We start from the raw sequence: 17,217 nt of genomic DNA, 5'->3' as shown, positions 1-17,217 counted from the left end.
GTTGGATTAGTTATAAGTTATCTTTTACGAATCTAGTCATTTTTGAATATAAATGTAGTCTGGTATTCCCACCATAGATGCTATGGTCCTTGTCCGGGTATATTGCCCAGTCAAATTCTTTATTAGACTGAATCAGGGCTTCTATCATTCGCATGCTATTCTGAACGTGTACATTATCATCTCCGGAACCATGTACCAATAAATAGTCTCCTTTTAACAGTTGGGGATAATTAAAAGGGGAATTCTCATCATAACCACCCGGGTTCTCCGCCGGGGTTCTCATAAAACGTTCTGTATAAATGGTATCATAAAAACGCCAACTTGTAACCGGCGCAACGGCAATGGCCATTTCAAAAGTATCATTGCCTTTCAGCAGGCAATTTGTAGACATATGCCCTCCGAAACTCCATCCCCAGATTCCAGTTCTTTCAGGATCGATAAAGGGGTAATCACTTAATTTTTTGGCCGCCGCAATTTGATCTTCGGTTTCATATTTTACCAAGTTCAAATAGGTGATCTTTTTAAAATCGCGGCCCTTCAAACCGGTTCCTCTTCCATCCACACAAGCTATTATATATCCTTCTGAAGCCAGGATTTGATGCCAATAGTCATTACTACTCATCCATGAATTGGCCACTTGTTGAGAGCCTGGCCCGCTGTATTGATACATCAGCAAGGGATATTTTTTGGAAGGATCAAAATCTTTTGGTTTTACCATCCACATATTCAAATCGTTACCATTAATGGCTATTGTAGAAAATTCTTTAGGAGCTAATTCATAGCGGTCCAAGAGATTTAAAAGTTCAGAATTGTTCAAAATATTCTTCAACTTATCTCCTGTTTCCGACTCGTGAAGTGTAAATTCTGGAGGTGTGTTTGAACTGGAAAACTCATTAATAAAATAAGTAAAATCTGAACTAAACTCAGCCGAATTGGTGCCTTCTTTGGAAGAGATTCTCTTCTTGTTCTTACCATTAACACCTATTCTATAAATATCGCGGTTTATAGATCCATTCTCTGTGGACTGATAATAAATTCTGTCTTTGCTTTGATCATAACCGTAGTATTTGGTCACTTCCCAATTTCCTTTGGTAATCTGGTTTTTTAAATTCCCGTCTTTAGAATGTAAATAGATATGGTTATATCCGTCCTTTTCGCTGGTCCAGATAAAGCTATCATCCGACAGAAAAGTAAGATCATCTGTAATATCTACGTATGCTTCGTCCTTTTCTTCCAATAACAGAGAGATAGCATTAGTTTTAGTATTTACAGCATATAACCTTAAATGGTTTTGGTGTCTGTTTAGCACCTGCACACTTATATAGTCCGGATTATTCATTTGGGTAATTCTGGGTATGTAATAGGCATCGGGAAGTGAGACTTTAGAAATTTCACCTGATACCGTGTCATACATATGCAGCGTAACTACTGCATTATTTTCTCCGGCTTTGGGATACTTAAAAACATGTTGAAATGGATACAAGTCTGTCCCGTACACATCCATCGAAAATTCGGGTACAGCGGTTTCATCAAATCTTATAAAAGCAATTTTAGTGCCGTCAGAATTCCACTCAAAAGCCCTTACTATTTTAAATTCTTCCTCATAGACCCAATCAGCTATACCATTAATAATCTTATTCCTTTCACCATCTGAAGTTAATTTGGTTATGCGACCATCAGCTATGGTAAAAAGGTACATATTGTTATTGTTTACGAAGACAAGCTGTTTTCCATCCGGCGAAAAAGTAGGTTCCTGTATCCAGGTATCCGCAATCTGGGTTACCGTTTTCCTGGGAATATCATATATGTAATAGATACCCAACTTAGAGCGTCTGTAGATAGGAACCTCCTCCGTTCCAAGTAAAATTTTAGATTCATCCTTGCTAAAGTTGTATGAGCTAATAGGGGCATTGGATTTTAAATCCCGTGATGACACAATAGTTTCTAATTTCTCTAAAGTGTTATAATCGTATTTATCTATACTTGAAGTGCCTGACACCTCATTTTTATCAAGCACGGTATACTGTTGGCCATTCTTCAGCGGATATATTACATCCATACCCTTAGTTTCAAAAGCTCCTGACCAAATTTCTTCGAGGGTAATTGTTTTTTCTTGTGCCTGTGTGTAAATTAAAATAAAAAAAGTAAGAAAAAACAGCGTGAAAGACTTATTCATAAAATCACAAAAATTGATTATAAACTTCCAAGTTTACTAATATTTTTGCGAAAAAAATAACTTTAATCTGAAAATATTGCAACTTTACTCCCCTGATCCCGGAAGATAGAAACCCCTTGGCATAATTGTGTAATGACTATCTTTGCACTATTAAATTGATAGCTAATGAGAACACCGATCCAGGGATTTTCCAAACTTTCCAAGGAAGACAAAATCAATTGGATTGCCGATAATTATACAGATAATTCGGAAACCACAAAAGAAATATTAAAGCAATACTGGAATGTAGACATAGGATTACAAAAATTGCATGACGAATTCATAGAGAATACCATCAGCAACTATTACCTGCCTTTTGGGATTGCACCCAATTTTCTCATCAATGATAAATTATATGCCATCCCTATGGCCATTGAAGAAAGTTCAGTTGTTGCAGCTGCTAGTAAAGCTGCAAAATTTTGGCTGGATAAAGGTGGATTTAAAACCAGGGTTATTGGCACCCAAAAAATAGGACAAGTCCATTTTATCTTCAAGGGCTCTTCAACGAAATTACAGTCGTTTATAGATGCGATCAGACCTATTTTAATGAATGACGTACGTGCTATTACACGAAATATGGAAAAACGCGGTGGTGGTATTTCGTCTATAGAACTTAGAGATCAATCAGATAAACTAGATAATTATTTTCAGTTGCATTGTACGTTTGAAACGCTGGATGCAATGGGCGCAAACTTTATAAACTCCTGTCTGGAACAATTGGCCTTGACCATGAAAAGGGAGGCGTTAACCTATACCCCATTTAATGAACAAGAACAACGAATTGAGGTTGTAATGAGCATACTTTCAAACTATGTGCCCGAATGCCTGGTAAAGGCAGAGGTGAGTTGTCCAATCCAGGAATTGGTTCTGGAACAGCCTGTCTCTCCTGAAGAGTTCGCGGAAAAAATGGTGAGGGCCGTGAATATTGCAAACGTTGAACCTTTCAGAGCTGTTACACATAACAAAGGAATAATGAATGGGATAGATGCTGTTGTACTGGCCACAGGCAACGATTTTCGGGCCGTAGAGGCAGGGATACACGCATATGCCGCAAAAGAGGGTATATACCGAAGTCTTACCCATGCCTCTGTAGAAAATGGTATTTTTAAGTTTTGGATAGAAGTACCTCTGGCTTTAGGTACTGTTGGAGGCCTTACAAGATTGCATCCCCTTGTTCGGCTTGCATTGGAAATTTTACAAAAACCCTCGGCCCCGGAATTAATGCAAATTGTTGCAGCAGCCGGATTGGCACAGAATTTTGCCGCCGTTAGATCACTTGTTACAACGGGCATTCAAGAAGGTCATATGAAAATGCACTTGCTAAATATTCTTAATCAAATGAGTGCAACTGAAGACGAAAAGAAAACTTTAATTGAATATTTTAAAAAGAATTCAGCTACTCATAACTCGGTGGTTGAAGCACTTCAAAACTTACGAAAAAATTCATGACTCACAGGTTCTACAGCAATGGCAAGCTATTGCTTACAGGAGAATACCTCGTTCTTGATGGCGCTTTGAGTTTGGCGCTACCTTCAAAATATGGACAAACCCTTACCATTAAGGAATTGGATTATCCTGAGATGAAGTGGGCAAGTCTTGACCATAAAGGTGAAGCCTGGTTTCATACCTCTTTCGATATCAACCTTTATAAGAATGGAGATTTTGAAAGTAACGACAATTTGGAAAACCTAAAACCAACTGCAAATGAAGTATTAAAAATGCTACATAAAATTCTTTGGGAAGCTAAAAGGCTTAACCCGGAGTTCTTGATGGGGTCAGAAGGGTATGAAGTACAAACAGATCTGAGCTTTCCGAGGGACTGGGGACTTGGATCATCTTCGACACTTATCAATAATATTGCTCAATGGGCAAAAGTTGATCCCTATGTCCTCTTGTCGAAAACATTTAATGGAAGCGGATATGATATTGCATGTGCACAACACAATGGTCCGCTAACCTATCGATTAGAAGGAATACAACCCATTGTAAAGAGAAATGATTTTGATCCTCCATTTAAAGATTCATTATTCTTTGTATATCTCAACAAAAAGCAGAACAGCAGGGAAGGGATAAGCCGTTACCAAAGTCTGAATTTTGATAAAAAAGCCCTGATTTTAAAAATTTCAAAAATTACCAGGGAATGCATTTCCTGCGTTGAAATACAAAAGTTTAAGGAGCTAATGAACCGCCATGAACTACTATTATCAGAAGCATTAAATATGACTCCGGTAAAAAAACTCTTGTTCCCGGATTTTGATGGAACTGTAAAAAGTTTAGGAGCCTGGGGTGGAGATTTTGTCCTTGCCATTGGGGATGCTAACACCCCTGATTACTTCCTTAGAAAGGGCTACGAAACTGTAATTCCTTATGAGCAGATAATATTATAAAAAGCCGCTCAAAGGAGCGGCTTTTTATAATATTTTTTTCGTGATTACCTATTAAAAAATATAGGCAAGCAGTACTAATGTTTAATAGAAAGTTGCTCTATTATCTTCAATCTCTGAATTTTCTTTTAGAGCATTATACACGCCGGTATTTACTCGAGTCCCATTTGATGCCTGCAAAGAATTGGCAAAAGTGGAATAATTATCCAAAGCTGGGCCTTCTTCTTTCTTGGTAACTTCAATTTTGAAAACTCCGGTTTCACCCTCAATAAGTTCGGAAGAACTACCCTGGGCTAGTGCAAATGCAGTTCCAACTACCAAAGGCTCCCTTCCTGCTCCAGGTATAGTGGGTGTTTTAACGGTTAAGGCGGAAGCATTAGATATATTGGTATTGTTCGAAGTAGCAAGATCTTGCATGGTTTTACCCTGATTTTCAGAAATAATTCTCGATGCCTTTTTTCCCTTACGTATTTTAGGAAGAACACTGGCCGAAGCATCTTCCACTGACATCAGGCCTTCTTCGTATTTAGCTGTAAGTTGCACCACTGCATAGCCGTTACTAATACCAAACCTTTTAATATCCCCGATTTCCGTTTCATCATTAAAAGCCCATTGAACAATGGACCGCTGGTTAGTTAGACCAGGAAGGTTTTCATCCAATTCCTTTATTTTATTAACCGGTCTTATTAGGTATTCTTCTTCCTTTGCCAAATCAGTGAATGATTTATCCGAAGAAGTTGCCATTTCAAATTTGGTTGCTTCGGTAAATAAGGAATTCAATGTTTCCTCAGAAGCTTCAATATCCCTGCTAAGGGTAGCTATTTGAACAAGATCTTCCTTATCATCAACACGTACGATGTGATAACCAAAATCTGTTTCAACCATACCGATGAAGCCAACCGGATTACCAAAAGCAAAATCATTAAATTTTGGAGTCATAACCCCTTCCTGAAAATATCCCAAATCGCCCCCTCTTGGTGCAGATGGTCCGTCTGAATTATCCCTGGCCAATTGTGCAAAAACAGCATCCTCCGCTTTCGCCTGTTCCAATAAATCTTCTGCTATAACCTTTGCTTCTTCTTTAGTTCTCTTAATCTCAGGATTTGCTCTTTCAGCTCCTTCCCAGACAATTAAAATATGACTGGCTTTTACAGATCCATTAGGTTTTTTGTCAACCATTTTGGAAATTTTAAAACTATCTCCATCACGGTAGGGTCCAAAAAGTTCTCCCGGTTGTAAGGCCATTAGAGTGTCCGCGTACCTAACAGGAAGTTCCTTCCTTGATTTATATATGGTATCAAATTTACTATCCGAATTTCTATCCAGAAAAGCCGCGTTGTCTGTTGTATTTCTAAATCCGGGAATTGTATCGGTTTCATCCCGTTCTTCAAAATACTCCACAGTATCACCCAGAAGTCTGGTAATTTGATCCTTTATAGCCATCTCATCCGCTTCGGAAGGTTTATCTTCAAAATAAACAAACTGAATATCCCTTGCACGTTCCTGCTTATAGTCATCCGAATGAGCTGCTACATAATCTGAAATTTCCTTTTTAGTAATAATAAAGGTACTATCCGGAATGGATGTGTATGGAATTCTTACATATTTGATATCGACTTTATCAGTAGTTAACTTATAATCCAACTCGCCTTCTTTCAAGGTTGCTCCAACCCCTGCTCTTATCAGATTAAAATAAGTCTGTTCCTTTGCGCCCTGAATTATTAATTGTTCATCCTGCAACCAGTCATTATATTGGGCTGGTGCATTGATTCTTAACTCGGCAATAAAATCCCGAAATTTGGTTTCATCAAATAGTCCATTCTCATCCGAAAATTGAGGGTTTTGGGATATTCCAGGACTGGATTTAATAACATTGATAATCTGGTCTTGTTCAATGGAAATACCAAGATCCTCTATCTGCTGACCTAAAATAGTACTGCGCTCCACCTGATCCCATACAGAATTTACCAATTGCATTGAAGAAGTGGTAGGCCCCGCTCTTCTTGAATTTCGTTCAACCTTCCGTCTAAATTCGTCTATAGAAATTTCATCTCCATTAATCACACCTACAGAAGATCCGACTTTTCCACCTGAAAAATCATTGCTTGTAAATATTCCAGAAATTACGAACGCAAATAATGCCATCCCTATGATTAAAATCAATACGGTTGTTCGTTTTCTAATATTCTCAAGAATTGCCATTTTTTGTTAATTTAAAATCAGTTGGCGAAATTAGTATTTTCCTTCAAGAAATAAAAACTTAAAGCCAGCTATCTGCCTATCATTCACAGGCTATTCCCTTTCAAGGACCTGAAGTGATACCAAATCTATTTTTGTATTCGAAACTTCCAGAATAGTAAATAAAAAATGCTCCACTTTTATTTCAGAATCCTTTTCCGGAATCTCACCTGTTTCGTTCACTATAAGACCTCCAAGGGTCTCATATTCCTCACTATCAGGTAACTCTAATTTGTATTCATCATTAAGATAGTCTACTTCCAAGCGGGCGGAAAATCTATAGGTAGTATTATCAAGTTGTTCTTCCAGAAGATCGGTGGTGTCATGTTCATCCTCTATTTCACCAAAAAGTTCTTCTACAATATCTTCCACCGTTATTATTCCTGAAGTCCCCCCATATTCATCAAGCACAACAGCCATACTTTTTCTTTTCTTGGTTAGTACATTTAGGATTTCCTGTATTAACATAGTTTCCGGAACAAATTCTATAGGTAAAAGAATGCTTTTAATTGTTTTTGGTTTTTTAAACAGTTCATAGGAGTGTATATAACCAATTATGTTATCAACTGTTTCTTTAAATACCAATATCTTAGACAAGCCTGTTTCCGTAAATATTTTAGCAAGGTTCTTCGGAGTTTCGTATAATTCCACAGCTATGATCTCCGTCCTGGGAACCATTACTTCTCTGGCTTTTACAGCTGAAAATTCCAATGCATTCTGAAAAATCTGAATTTCGGAATCCAGGTCATCCTCTTCCAGTACCGTTTCCATTTGCTCTGTGATATAGTCCCCTAATTCATTCTTACTGAATGCCAGTTGTACCTCATCACCATCTGTCCTGAAAAAGGTCTTAAGAAGTAAATCGGAGATTTTGATCACAAAATCGGAAACGACAGAAAAAAGTAAATAGAACACATAGGCAGGAACGGCAAAAATCTTTAACAGTTTGTTGGAGTAGATCTGAAAAAGTACTTTGGGCAGAAACTCTGCGGTCAGTAAAATAATAATTGTAGATATTAATGTTTGAGTTAAGAGGCTAAAATCAGTTAGCATTAGTTGAATGAATTCATTGTCTGAAGGTAATTTTGTCTGGAACCAATTCATCAATAAATCCCCCATGTACAGTCCATAAACTACCAGGGCAATGTTATTACCTATGAGCATGGTAGCAATAAACTTAGAGGGTTTTTTAGTTAGTCGGGTTAGTATTTGAGCCAGCAGACCTTCTTGTTTCTTTTCTATTTCTATATGAATCTTATTCGCAGAAATAAATGCAATCTCCATGCCTGAAAAGAATGCAGATAACAACAAACAAATACAAATAATAAGTATGCTCGAGTCCAAGGCTATTGCTTATTATCTCTTTTTCGTTTTTCAAAGCGTTTTCTATAATTACGCCTAAAAATAAACATCCCTATAGATACGATCGCGAAGAATATAAAGATATATGTACTCTCCCGGTCTGTATTCCAGAATTCAATAATCTTGTAAATTGAAACTATGGCAACTGCCAAATACAAATACTCTGTATATCTAAGTATTTTGATCATGATTGTTCTTCCTTTATAGTGATTAACCCATAGGTCTTATGTGCCTTAAAAAGGCTAAAGTCCCTGTTGAAATCCATTCCTTCGCCATCCATAATTGTACCGTCTTCCGGGTTGGTAAACTTAAATTTGCGCTGGGTAAATATCCATTCATTGGATTGGTCATAAAAAAGCTGAGGTGCTTCAAGCTTTTTCCCGTCATGGGATTCTATGACAACATTTCCCTGCAGGTCTATCAAATTTGTATTGGAATAGATAATCCCATAATCGGCCTTAATCGTACTTTTATTGTTGTCATCATCAAACAAATCCACCTCCAATCCCTCCGGGAAGGTCCTATACTTAAATCGCATATTATCATAGTCCTCACTTAAAGGGCTTTTTAACACAGCAATAACCCTTGAATCTTTGACGTCTTCACTCTGCAGCTTTTCTTTTATTTCCGTATATGTCAGAACAAAATTTTGTGCTACCCCCTGCGGATAAATTTTTTCCTGAGCTTCTTCACCTACCCTTTGATAATTATCCTTACAGCCATAAAAAAACAATGCCACAGTAATAACTATGGCAATGTTTATAAATTTATTTCCGTATGGATGATTCATTGTTACAAATTAGGCACAGTTACGCTGCCTCCCACCCAACAACTAAAGCTGATGGTTTTGCCCGCCAAACCAGAATTAAATATATCTGTTTTAGATGGCGCTTTTGCACTATAACTAGCTGCCGATTGATTTGCCCTTCCACTTAAAGATGGATCCACTCTGCCTGCCTTTCTTGCCATATCTGCTGCCTTCCAATAAATAGCTCTTTTTTCAAATGGGGTACTTCCACAATCATTTGCACTAGTTGCATAAAGATTGGCAATTAACAAATAGGCTTTCCCATTGGAAGAATTTGCATTAATAGCCTGTTGCGCATATTTTCTTGCTGTAGACTTGCTGGACCTTCTGTAACTGGTTGCAATTTTATATGCAATATTGGATTTCTTTTTGGAATCTGTTTCCAGTTCAAGGGCTTTATTAAAATCTGCAATGGCCCCTTTGGTATCACCTGCTTTCTTCTTTAATGTACCACCATATACATAGGCAGTTGCCGAAGGATCTAATGCTAGCTGAGCTTCAAAAAGTTTTTGGAACATGGGGTCGTCTGTACATTCTTTACTAAACATTCTCCCCACTGCTCTTTTTACCCAGGTAACATCGTTCTTTTTGGATTCAAAATTCTTTTGATATAACGGGATCAGATTATCACAATCTGCCAAAGCACCTAATTTTGAATCCACACTTCCGGCAATCTTACCATAAGATTCAGAATTGGTAGTAGCAACACGTAATCTTCTCTTTTCCTTCGAAGTAAGCGTTCCCGCCTCTTCTTTAGGAAGCAACTGACTAATTACCGTTGTTAATTTATCATTCTCTTCTTCTATTTTCTCAGTTACATCATCATAGGTATCGAAAACGTCCTGCAAATCCTTTTTACCGTCATTATAAAGATCTACCAGACTTGAAAAATACAGGTATAATGCCTTGGGATTTTTGAAGTTTTTTTCATCTTGTTTAAAGGCATCATCAAGCATCTTAAATAATTCTTCATTAGAAGCCATTTTATTGTCATACAAGAGTAATGCTTTATCTATGGCAACACCGGCTGGTGTGAATTTAGCCGGAAATACCTTTTGACTATTATCAAACAGGGCCAGTAAATCATTTATATAACCATCCTTTTCCGCTCCGGAACTGTTGCTGATCTTGTAATTCAGAATTTTTTCCCCCAGGGAAAAGTTTGCCTTATTAATAGACGGACAGTTGTCATAGACCATTTTCCATGGCGTATATGCTGCATCATAGTTTTTCACTTTTGCATGCTCCGCATATATTGAAAGATTGGTCATACATTCAGGGTTTTGGTCCTGTGCAAATACCATTCCCATTGTTGACAAAAACCCTATCATCATCAAGTAAAACTTCTTTTTCATCGTGTAAATATTTTAATGCGGTTAATGTACTAAATTTTTATCAATTTATTTTCCTTTTTTGGAACCATTTATCGTTGAACGATAGCCCCACACTGACTTTGAAGAAAGTTTCTTCAACCAAATTCGCTACTGTGGTTCCTCTTTTACCGTATTCCAAACCCAGATTTAAATTAGAAAAAGCTCCTCCAAGTGGGAAACCAAGTCCAAAAGTTATGCCAAATTCGTTAATTGGTGTACCATTAATTATCATTCCTGTTTTAACTGACCTTACACCAGCCCTGTATGACATAGTTTTCAGGTAACTGGTGAATGAAGCAAAATCCGGGATAAAATAACCTCCAAACCTTATCGCGCTGGCATCTTCATATTCCAAGTTAGGCAGGTCAATAAAATCATTCCTAAAAGAACTCAGCGCCTGTAAACTATATTCTACACCCAAAAACCACTTCTTATCGCGCCCAAAACCAAGCCCGAATGTGGTTGTGGTTGGTACTTTCAGTTCGGTATTCTTTAAGTTTACGGCTTCTAAATCTACTTCTCTAACTTCTATTTCCTCTCCTGTATTTACTGAAAAAGAACCTAATTGTTCGGAATTTTCAGAAACCAGATTAGCCTGAGTGTTTACTGTCACCGAACTAAACAAAGTGTATTTTTTCTTGATGAGGGGAGTAAATGTAGCTCCATAATTAAAATCAAAACCATTAATTCTGGATTGACGACTATCAATGGTACCATACTGCACCCCGTCAATACTTTGTACACTGGAGTATTCAAGGGTTCCAAATCTAAAATTTGCCGTTGCCCCAATATGAAGATTTTTTGTGATCTCGTATCCGGCAGATAAAAAGACCTTAGTTAACCCTCCACTGCCGGAATATTGATTTAAAACGGTATCCCTCATGGAATTTGTGGTTTCTGAAAATACATTATAACCCACAGACGAAGAAGGAAGAATTCCTAAACCAACACCAAACTTAGGAGATAAAGGCATTGCAAGAACAATATAATCAAGGGAGGTCACGGACGATTTTTCATCTTCCGTAAAATCTTTTATTCTAATTTCCTTATGGCCACCACCTGCCGTGTAGGTTACCAGCTTTAATTTACCATATGATGCAGGATTGCGAAGGTTTACATGGATACTATCCGTATACATCCCTAAGCGGCCCATAGCCTGGTTCTCAACTGTTGATTGTGCTCTTATATCGCCAATCCCGTATAATGAATAAGGTGATACTGTGCCGTTTTGAGTATATGCAGAAATTGCCGTTAAGCAGAGTATTAGCAATAGGATTTTCTTTACCATCTAGCGTTTGTTGTAATCCAGCAAATAATTCAAGCCCTCAAGGAGAAAATTAGAATGCGCAAATATGGTATTTTTTAATCGTTTAGACAAAATTTGAGTATCCCCGCCTGTTAAAATAACTGTTAAATCTTCAAAACGCGATTTGTATTGGGCAATGACCCCGTCAATCTCATTACAAATACCATTTATTACACCGCTATGAATACATGCTTCAGTAGAATTTCCTATGATATCTATGAAATCATCCGGTTCAAGCCAGGGCAATTTTGAAGTTTGCCGATGCAATGCAGTATACCGCATACGCAAGCCGGGGGAAATAGCCCCTCCCAGATACTCTCCATAATCATTAACCACATCATAGGTTATACAGGTGCCTGCATCAATAACAAGTGTATTTGCATCCGGGTTATGGTAGAAAGCTGCCGTGGCTAGGGCAATTCTGTCCATTCCCAGAGTAGAAGGCGTAGCATAGGAATTCTTAAAAGGTATTTTAGAAGCATGACTTAACATATGTACCTCAGCAAAAACCGATAATACTGCGATAAATTTTTTATTAAAAGAACCAACAGAAGAAACAATCGCAAATTCAATTGCCGTATATTTCTTAAAAACTTTTTTTACCTCCTCCGGAAAGTCTTCTGGCTCCAGCTTTTGTTGCCATATTAAAGTCCGACCATTAAAAACGGCCATCTTAATATTTGTATTCCCTTCGTCTACAATCAGGTTCATAACACAAAGATTATAAAATGTAAAAAAACAGCGGGCTTTTTTTTCTTTAAATATGGTACCTTAGCTCAGTTGGTAGAGCAACGGACTGAAAATCCGTGTGTCCCTGGTTCGATTCCTGGAGGTACCACTTAAAGCGCCAAACCCGCTCCTATATAGGAGCGGGTTTCTTGTTTTTAGGAACCGTGAAAATGTAATTTTCTAAGGGACTAATGACAAGAAACGCCTGCCGAAGGCAGAGAGGTTTGGCATTTTCAGGAGAGGTCACTAAGGAACAACGACCCCGATAACAATCGGGGGAAGTTAACCCTGGAGAATTAATTATATGAATCCATCACTGCCATAGGCAGGGTGGTTTTGTATTTTCAGGAGAGGTTCCAAAGGAACAACGACCCCGATAACAATCGGGGGATGTTAACCCCGGAGATACCACTTAAAGAGCCAAACCCGCTCCTATAAAGGAGCGGGTTTCTTGTTTTTAGGAACCGTGAAAATGTAATTTTCTAAGGAATCGCACCAAATATAGCTTTTGGTTATTCACAGCAATTAGCCCAGGAGTTTTCTGGTATCATCCAGCAGCTTCTTTGTCTTTCGCATATTGGAAAAGGGTTCGGCTACCTTTATACACTCTTCAGACATCTTAGATTTCCAATCTTCCCTGATCGCCTTGATAACAGCTTCTGCCAAGTGCTCACTGAATATTTCTATATCATCATTCTCAGGCACCAAATACCCAACATCATTAGTCATAAAATCCTTTGGTCCGCCAGAATCAGCCCCAACAACAGGAACGCCACAGGCAAGGGCTTCAATTAGAACCATTCCAAAGGGTTCGGCTTTAGATGGAAATGTACAAACATTGGCAGCTGCAAATAACTTGGCCAACTCTGGTTGCATAAGTGGGCCCACAAAACAGGTGTTTTTATTTCCAAGTTCTTCGTTCAAATTCTGTAACACAATGTTGTAATCTTTCTTCTGTTTACCAACAATCAAGGTGAGAAGTTCATCTCCAAATTCGGACTCCCATATTCTTGCTGCACGCAAGACAGCATCTATACGTTTCCAGCCAACAAATTGCCCGACAAAAACGATCATGTATTTGTAATCGGTTCTAAGATCGTAGGTTTTCTCCTCTGTCAGACCGAGGTGTTTGAGTCCGGCTTCTTTTAAAACATCTCCCAGCTTTTTGTTAGGACGAGGAACAAAACAACTATTGAAGCCAGGATTTGCTAAAATATATCGTTCCTTGTTGAACTGGGGGAACAATTCTGAGAACACCTCCATATTCTTCTCAGAAATAGCGTAAGCCAAATTAACATTCCCTGGTTTACTGCAGTCGTCAAAAATTTTCATTTCAGACAACTGTTTATGGAATGATGAGGGCCATTTTCTATCCTGTGGTAACAATTTTTCACCTGTCCCCTCGCCATTGATCAGAGCAGTTTCCCGTAATTCGTTAACCATCATTATCATGGAAGTACCATGTAAAAATGCAACAATTGGAGGGACAGGATATCCGTTTGCAGCTCTCCTTTCCATCACCCTTTTTGCCACAATACAATTTATACAGGCATGATGCGCAATAAAGAGTTTGATTTCTGAACCTTTTTCAAAGGTGTTTTCAATTTGCAGCATATAGTCATAAACCAGTTCTACGTGGTCTGTGATGAATTTGTCTACATATTCTTCGCTAACCCCGGACCATCTATGACCATGCGGGTGACTATATTCCGGTACCTCGGAGTCCATCTCATATATTATAACATCATTCCTGTCTAAATCTTTATTCTTTTGACGGGCAAATCCGGAAGGATATATGGAATAGCTGGCAACACCATCCATGGCATTAAAGACCTCGTGCTGGGCCTCATGTAAGATACCCGATCCCGAAGTAGCTTCTGCCGGAGACTGCCAGGGGTAGGAACCCAATTGAAAAATTACATAATTCCCGCTATGGTTGGTTTCATTCCTATCATTAGCTGAGTGGCTGGAAGGTTGAGTCATAAAATTAGTTTATTTGTTTGTGGTTTTCTCTTTTTGGATTATCAAGAGCCTATTGAAAAAATTGTTGAACATTGTTCTGAAATCACTAATATACATCTTACTTTCAGAGAATGAAAAGAACTTGGATAACAATATCTTAAAGAGAAGATGATATTAAGTATCCCTTCGCCTTACTAAAGGAAAAATTGTATCTTAAGGCATAACTATTGCTAACAAATCCCCGGGATTAAATTAAAGAAATTATGCAAACAATATTAGGTTCAGGCGGAGCCATTGGAGTAGAACTTGCCAAGGCATTAAAGGATTATACCAAGGACATAAGGTTGGTGAGCAGGAATCCGAAGAAAGTGAACGAGACAGATCAAATTTTACCGGCAGATCTCCTCAACGCTGCAGAAGTAAACGAAGCTGTGAAAGGTTCGTCAGTAGTTTATGTTACAGTAGGCTTCCCCTACAATTTAAAAATCTGGAAAGAATGCTGGCCACGATTTACACAAAATGTTATTGATGCCTGTATGGTTAATGATTGCAAACTGGTATTTTTTGATAATATATATATGTACGATGCAAATTACTTAAACGGCATGAATGAGCAGACTCCTGTAAACCCACCAAGTAAAAAAGGTAAAATACGTGCACAAATAGCAGATTTTATCCTGTCTAAAGTTAAAGAGGGCAAGCTTACTGCTCTAATTGCGAGATCAGCAGATTTTTATGGCCCGGGTATCAAAAACACCAGTATGCTGACCGAAACGGTTTTTAAACCCCTAAATACCGGTAAAAAGGCAAATTGGATGGCTTCCCTAAATTATAAACACTCTTTTACCTATACACCCGATGCCGGGAGGGCAACTGCACTCCTCGGCAATACTGAAAAAGCCTATAACCAGGTGTGGCACTTGCCAACTGCAAAAAACCCATATACCGGTAAGGGATGGATAGAAACGATTGCCAGGGAAATGGGTGTAAAACCTAAAATCCAGACGGCTACAAAGCTCATCGTAAAAATACTGGGCCTTTTTAATCCCCTTATGAGGGAAATGAATGAAATGATGTATCAGTACGACAGGGATTATGTGTTTAATTCGGACAAGTTTACCGATAATTTCGATTTTAAGGTCACCCCCTATTTAACAGGAATCAGGGAAATTATAGCCTCTGATTATAAGAAGTAAACCGTCAATATCTATTAATTGGATGAAAGAAACTTAAGCTATCTTAATCTTTATTCAAAATAATTCAGTTATGAGAAATCCTTTTTTCTATTTGTTCCTGTTTCTTGTTGTATTGGTCTGTAAGGCGCAAAATGGACCGGTATCCGTGAATCCTGTGGGGTTAGATTGGTTGCCGGAAAAGCAGGAGGTGCATGCTGGTGCAATTTTGGTGCCTGAAAACCATGAGCAAAAAGACGGTAAACAAATTCAGATTTCCTATATAATAATTAAAGCTAAAGACTCAACCTCAAGTGCATTTCCAATGATATTCTTTTCCGGTGGTCCCGGGGGAAATTCATTAAATCCGGGTATGGTGAACTTCTTATTGGAACACCCAATGAGAGAAACTCGCGATATTATTCTTTTCGACCAACGGGGCATTGGCTATTCTTCGGCCTTACCCGACATGTCTTTTGATGCATTTGATATTATGGCCAAAAATGCTGATGAGATAGAAGAACTGGCTTTGACCGAAATCATGATCTTGGAGTATAAAAAGCAATGTAAGGAACAAGACATCAGCCCGGAATATTATAATTCCATACAAAATGCAAAAGATGTAGGAATGCTTTTTAAACATTTGGGTTATGAAAAATACAATTTGTTTGGGGGATCTTATGGCACACGTATTGCAAGGCTGGTCCAGGATATGTTCCCGGAATTTATTTATTCTTCTGTACTCGATTCGCCTTCGCCACTGAGCGGAGATTTTCTCCTTGATCGCCTTGATAGCTATTCTCTTGCCTTAGGAAGAATCTTTGACTATTGTGAAAACAATCCTGAATGCAAAAAACAATATCCAAAGTTAAAAGAGGATTACTTTAATTCGATTTCAAGATTGAAGCAGAAGCCAATCTCCGTAACAATGAATGATTCCATAAACGTTACTATAAATGCCCAGGACGGTATTTATCTATTGAGAAGGTTATTATATCAAAGCAACTCCAGGGAAAAAGCACCAGAACTAATAAAAGCCTTTAATGAAGAAGGTGGGGAAGTAATTAACGAAGTTTTAGAATTTGAATACGAGCTTACCGGAGGACTAAATCTTAGCATGTTATTGTCTGTCGAAAAATTTGAAAATTTTAATCCTGCGAATACTGCCGAATTAATTAAGAAAGAATATGAGAAGTATCCATTAATCCCTGTAAAGCTGGGCTTTTTTGACGCCTTTTATATCGCAGGCAGGAATTGGCACAACAAAAATTTACCTATGGAACAGCGTAAATTTCAGGATTCCGATATACCAACACTAATTTTGGTAAATAGATTTGATCCTGTTACCCCTCCAAAAAACGGATATCTATTTAAAGAAAATCTGAGTCATGGCACACTACTGGTGCTTGATGAAGGCGGGCATGGCGGTGGAAACAGGGATTGCAAAAACAAGGTTATAATAGATTTTATGAATAACCCAAGCGGGAAGCTGGACACCTCCTGTTTAAATTTATATAAGGAATAAAATTCTAACTAACACAATGAGGCTTTTTCCTAACGTGTCCTGTGGTGAGTTTGTACAATTCCGAAAAATACAAATTTTCTACCCCTGCAAAAGGGGTAGGTGGTGGTGGTTCCAGGATAATTAGATCATTTGTAAATAAAAAA

Annotated in this window: 13 protein-coding genes and 1 tRNA gene; 5 read left to right on the top strand and 9 right to left on the bottom strand. The window is 38.1% G+C overall.

The genetic code is table 11. The features are described from left to right. Positions 1 to 10: 10 nt before the first annotated feature. Positions 11 to 2,176, bottom strand: coding sequence for a S9 family peptidase (locus tag Q0X77_RS05280; protein WP_297794100.1), 2,166 nt, complete (start codon positions 2,174 to 2,176; stop codon positions 11 to 13). 165 nt (positions 2,177 to 2,341) lie between these two features. Between Q0X77_RS05280 and Q0X77_RS05275 the strand changes: the two genes are divergently transcribed. After that, entirely contained in the window at positions 2,342 to 3,664 is a 1,323-nt protein-coding gene (locus Q0X77_RS05275; RefSeq protein WP_297794097.1) for a hydroxymethylglutaryl-CoA reductase, degradative, read from the top strand. Next, positions 3,661 to 4,602 (top strand): GYDIA family GHMP kinase, encoded by a 942-nt coding sequence (locus Q0X77_RS05270; protein WP_297794094.1) that lies wholly within the window; start codon positions 3,661 to 3,663, stop codon positions 4,600 to 4,602. Before Q0X77_RS05275 ends, Q0X77_RS05270 begins: the two co-directional genes overlap by 4 nt. Positions 4,603 to 4,683: 81 nt before the next feature. On the opposite strand, the gene Q0X77_RS05265 is transcribed toward Q0X77_RS05270, so the two are convergent. The 7 genes from Q0X77_RS05265 to Q0X77_RS05235 all read right to left on the bottom strand — a co-directional run bounded on the left by Q0X77_RS05265 (position 4,684) and on the right by Q0X77_RS05235 (position 12,397). Next, a complete protein-coding gene (locus Q0X77_RS05265; RefSeq protein ID WP_297794092.1) occupies positions 4,684 to 6,801 on the bottom strand; it encodes a peptidylprolyl isomerase in 2,118 nt (705 codons plus the stop codon). 90 nt (positions 6,802 to 6,891) lie between these two features. After that, positions 6,892 to 8,181 carry a hemolysin family protein gene (locus tag Q0X77_RS05260; protein ID WP_297794090.1) on the bottom strand — a complete coding sequence of 430 codons (1,290 nt, stop codon included), beginning with the start codon at positions 8,179 to 8,181 and terminating at the stop codon, positions 6,892 to 6,894. 2 nt (positions 8,182 to 8,183) lie between these two features. After that, positions 8,184 to 8,387 (bottom strand): hypothetical protein, encoded by a 204-nt coding sequence (locus tag Q0X77_RS05255; protein WP_297794087.1) that lies wholly within the window; start codon positions 8,385 to 8,387, stop codon positions 8,184 to 8,186. Next, positions 8,384 to 8,989, bottom strand: coding sequence for an LPS export ABC transporter periplasmic protein LptC (lptC, locus tag Q0X77_RS05250; protein WP_297794084.1), 606 nt, complete (start codon positions 8,987 to 8,989; stop codon positions 8,384 to 8,386). The genes Q0X77_RS05255 and lptC overlap by 4 nt, the downstream gene beginning before the upstream one ends. Before the next feature lie 2 nt (positions 8,990 to 8,991). After that, a complete protein-coding gene (locus tag Q0X77_RS05245; RefSeq protein WP_297794081.1) occupies positions 8,992 to 10,362 on the bottom strand; it encodes a hypothetical protein in 1,371 nt (456 codons plus the stop codon). 40 nt (positions 10,363 to 10,402) lie between these two features. Further along, positions 10,403 to 11,668, bottom strand: coding sequence for a hypothetical protein (locus Q0X77_RS05240; protein WP_297794078.1), 1,266 nt, complete (start codon positions 11,666 to 11,668; stop codon positions 10,403 to 10,405). After that, the gene (locus Q0X77_RS05235; RefSeq protein ID WP_297794075.1) at positions 11,669 to 12,397 is read right to left on the bottom strand and encodes a type III pantothenate kinase; all 729 of its coding nucleotides are present in this window, start codon (positions 12,395 to 12,397) and stop codon (positions 11,669 to 11,671) included. It lies immediately after the preceding gene. A 54-nt stretch (positions 12,398 to 12,451) separates the two neighbouring features. Between Q0X77_RS05235 and Q0X77_RS05230 the strand changes: the two genes are divergently transcribed. After that, a tRNA-Phe gene (locus Q0X77_RS05230) sits at positions 12,452 to 12,524 on the top strand. A gap of 416 nt (positions 12,525 to 12,940) precedes the next feature. Here Q0X77_RS05230 and Q0X77_RS05225 read toward each other — a convergent pair. Further along, the gene (locus Q0X77_RS05225; protein WP_297794071.1) at positions 12,941 to 14,398 is read right to left on the bottom strand and encodes a glycosyltransferase; all 1,458 of its coding nucleotides are present in this window, start codon (positions 14,396 to 14,398) and stop codon (positions 12,941 to 12,943) included. A gap of 242 nt (positions 14,399 to 14,640) precedes the next feature. On the opposite strand from Q0X77_RS05225, the gene Q0X77_RS05220 reads away from it, so the two are divergent. Both Q0X77_RS05220 and Q0X77_RS05215 read left to right on the top strand, forming a co-directional pair. Beyond that, positions 14,641 to 15,573 (top strand): NAD-dependent epimerase/dehydratase family protein, encoded by a 933-nt coding sequence (locus Q0X77_RS05220; protein ID WP_297794068.1) that lies wholly within the window; start codon positions 14,641 to 14,643, stop codon positions 15,571 to 15,573. Positions 15,574 to 15,643: 70 nt separating this feature from the next. Further along, positions 15,644 to 17,074, top strand: a complete 1,431-nt coding sequence (locus Q0X77_RS05215) for an alpha/beta fold hydrolase (protein WP_297794066.1) — start codon at positions 15,644 to 15,646, stop codon at positions 17,072 to 17,074. Positions 17,075 to 17,217: the final 143 nt, after the last annotated feature.

This window comes from uncultured Eudoraea sp., assembly GCF_947258925.1.
Lineage (GTDB): Bacteria > Bacteroidota > Bacteroidia > Flavobacteriales > Flavobacteriaceae > Eudoraea.
The sequence above is the reverse complement of the archived record's forward strand: the minus strand, read 5'-3'. Positions and strand labels throughout refer to the sequence as shown.

Excerpts from the sequence above, each read along its gene's own strand:
- Q0X77_RS05280 (WP_297794100.1), bottom strand. The coding sequence starts at position 2,176 with ATGAATAAGTCTTTCACGCTGTTTTTTCTTACTTTTTTTATTTTAATT.
- Q0X77_RS05275 (WP_297794097.1), top strand. The coding sequence starts at position 2,342 with ATGAGAACACCGATCCAGGGATTTTCCAAACTTTCCAAGGAAGACAAA.
- Q0X77_RS05270 (WP_297794094.1), top strand. The coding sequence starts at position 3,661 with ATGACTCACAGGTTCTACAGCAATGGCAAGCTATTGCTTACAGGAGAA.
- Q0X77_RS05265 (WP_297794092.1), bottom strand. The coding sequence starts at position 6,801 with ATGGCAATTCTTGAGAATATTAGAAAACGAACAACCGTATTGATTTTA.
- Q0X77_RS05255 (WP_297794087.1), bottom strand. The coding sequence starts at position 8,387 with ATGATCAAAATACTTAGATATACAGAGTATTTGTATTTGGCAGTTGCC.
- lptC (WP_297794084.1), bottom strand. The coding sequence starts at position 8,989 with ATGAATCATCCATACGGAAATAAATTTATAAACATTGCCATAGTTATT.
- Q0X77_RS05245 (WP_297794081.1), bottom strand. The coding sequence starts at position 10,362 with ATGAAAAAGAAGTTTTACTTGATGATGATAGGGTTTTTGTCAACAATG.
- Q0X77_RS05240 (WP_297794078.1), bottom strand. The coding sequence starts at position 11,668 with ATGGTAAAGAAAATCCTATTGCTAATACTCTGCTTAACGGCAATTTCT.
- Q0X77_RS05235 (WP_297794075.1), bottom strand. The coding sequence starts at position 12,397 with ATGAACCTGATTGTAGACGAAGGGAATACAAATATTAAGATGGCCGTT.
- Q0X77_RS05225 (WP_297794071.1), bottom strand. The coding sequence starts at position 14,398 with ATGACTCAACCTTCCAGCCACTCAGCTAATGATAGGAATGAAACCAAC.
- Q0X77_RS05220 (WP_297794068.1), top strand. The coding sequence starts at position 14,641 with ATGCAAACAATATTAGGTTCAGGCGGAGCCATTGGAGTAGAACTTGCC.
- Q0X77_RS05215 (WP_297794066.1), top strand. The coding sequence starts at position 15,644 with ATGAGAAATCCTTTTTTCTATTTGTTCCTGTTTCTTGTTGTATTGGTC.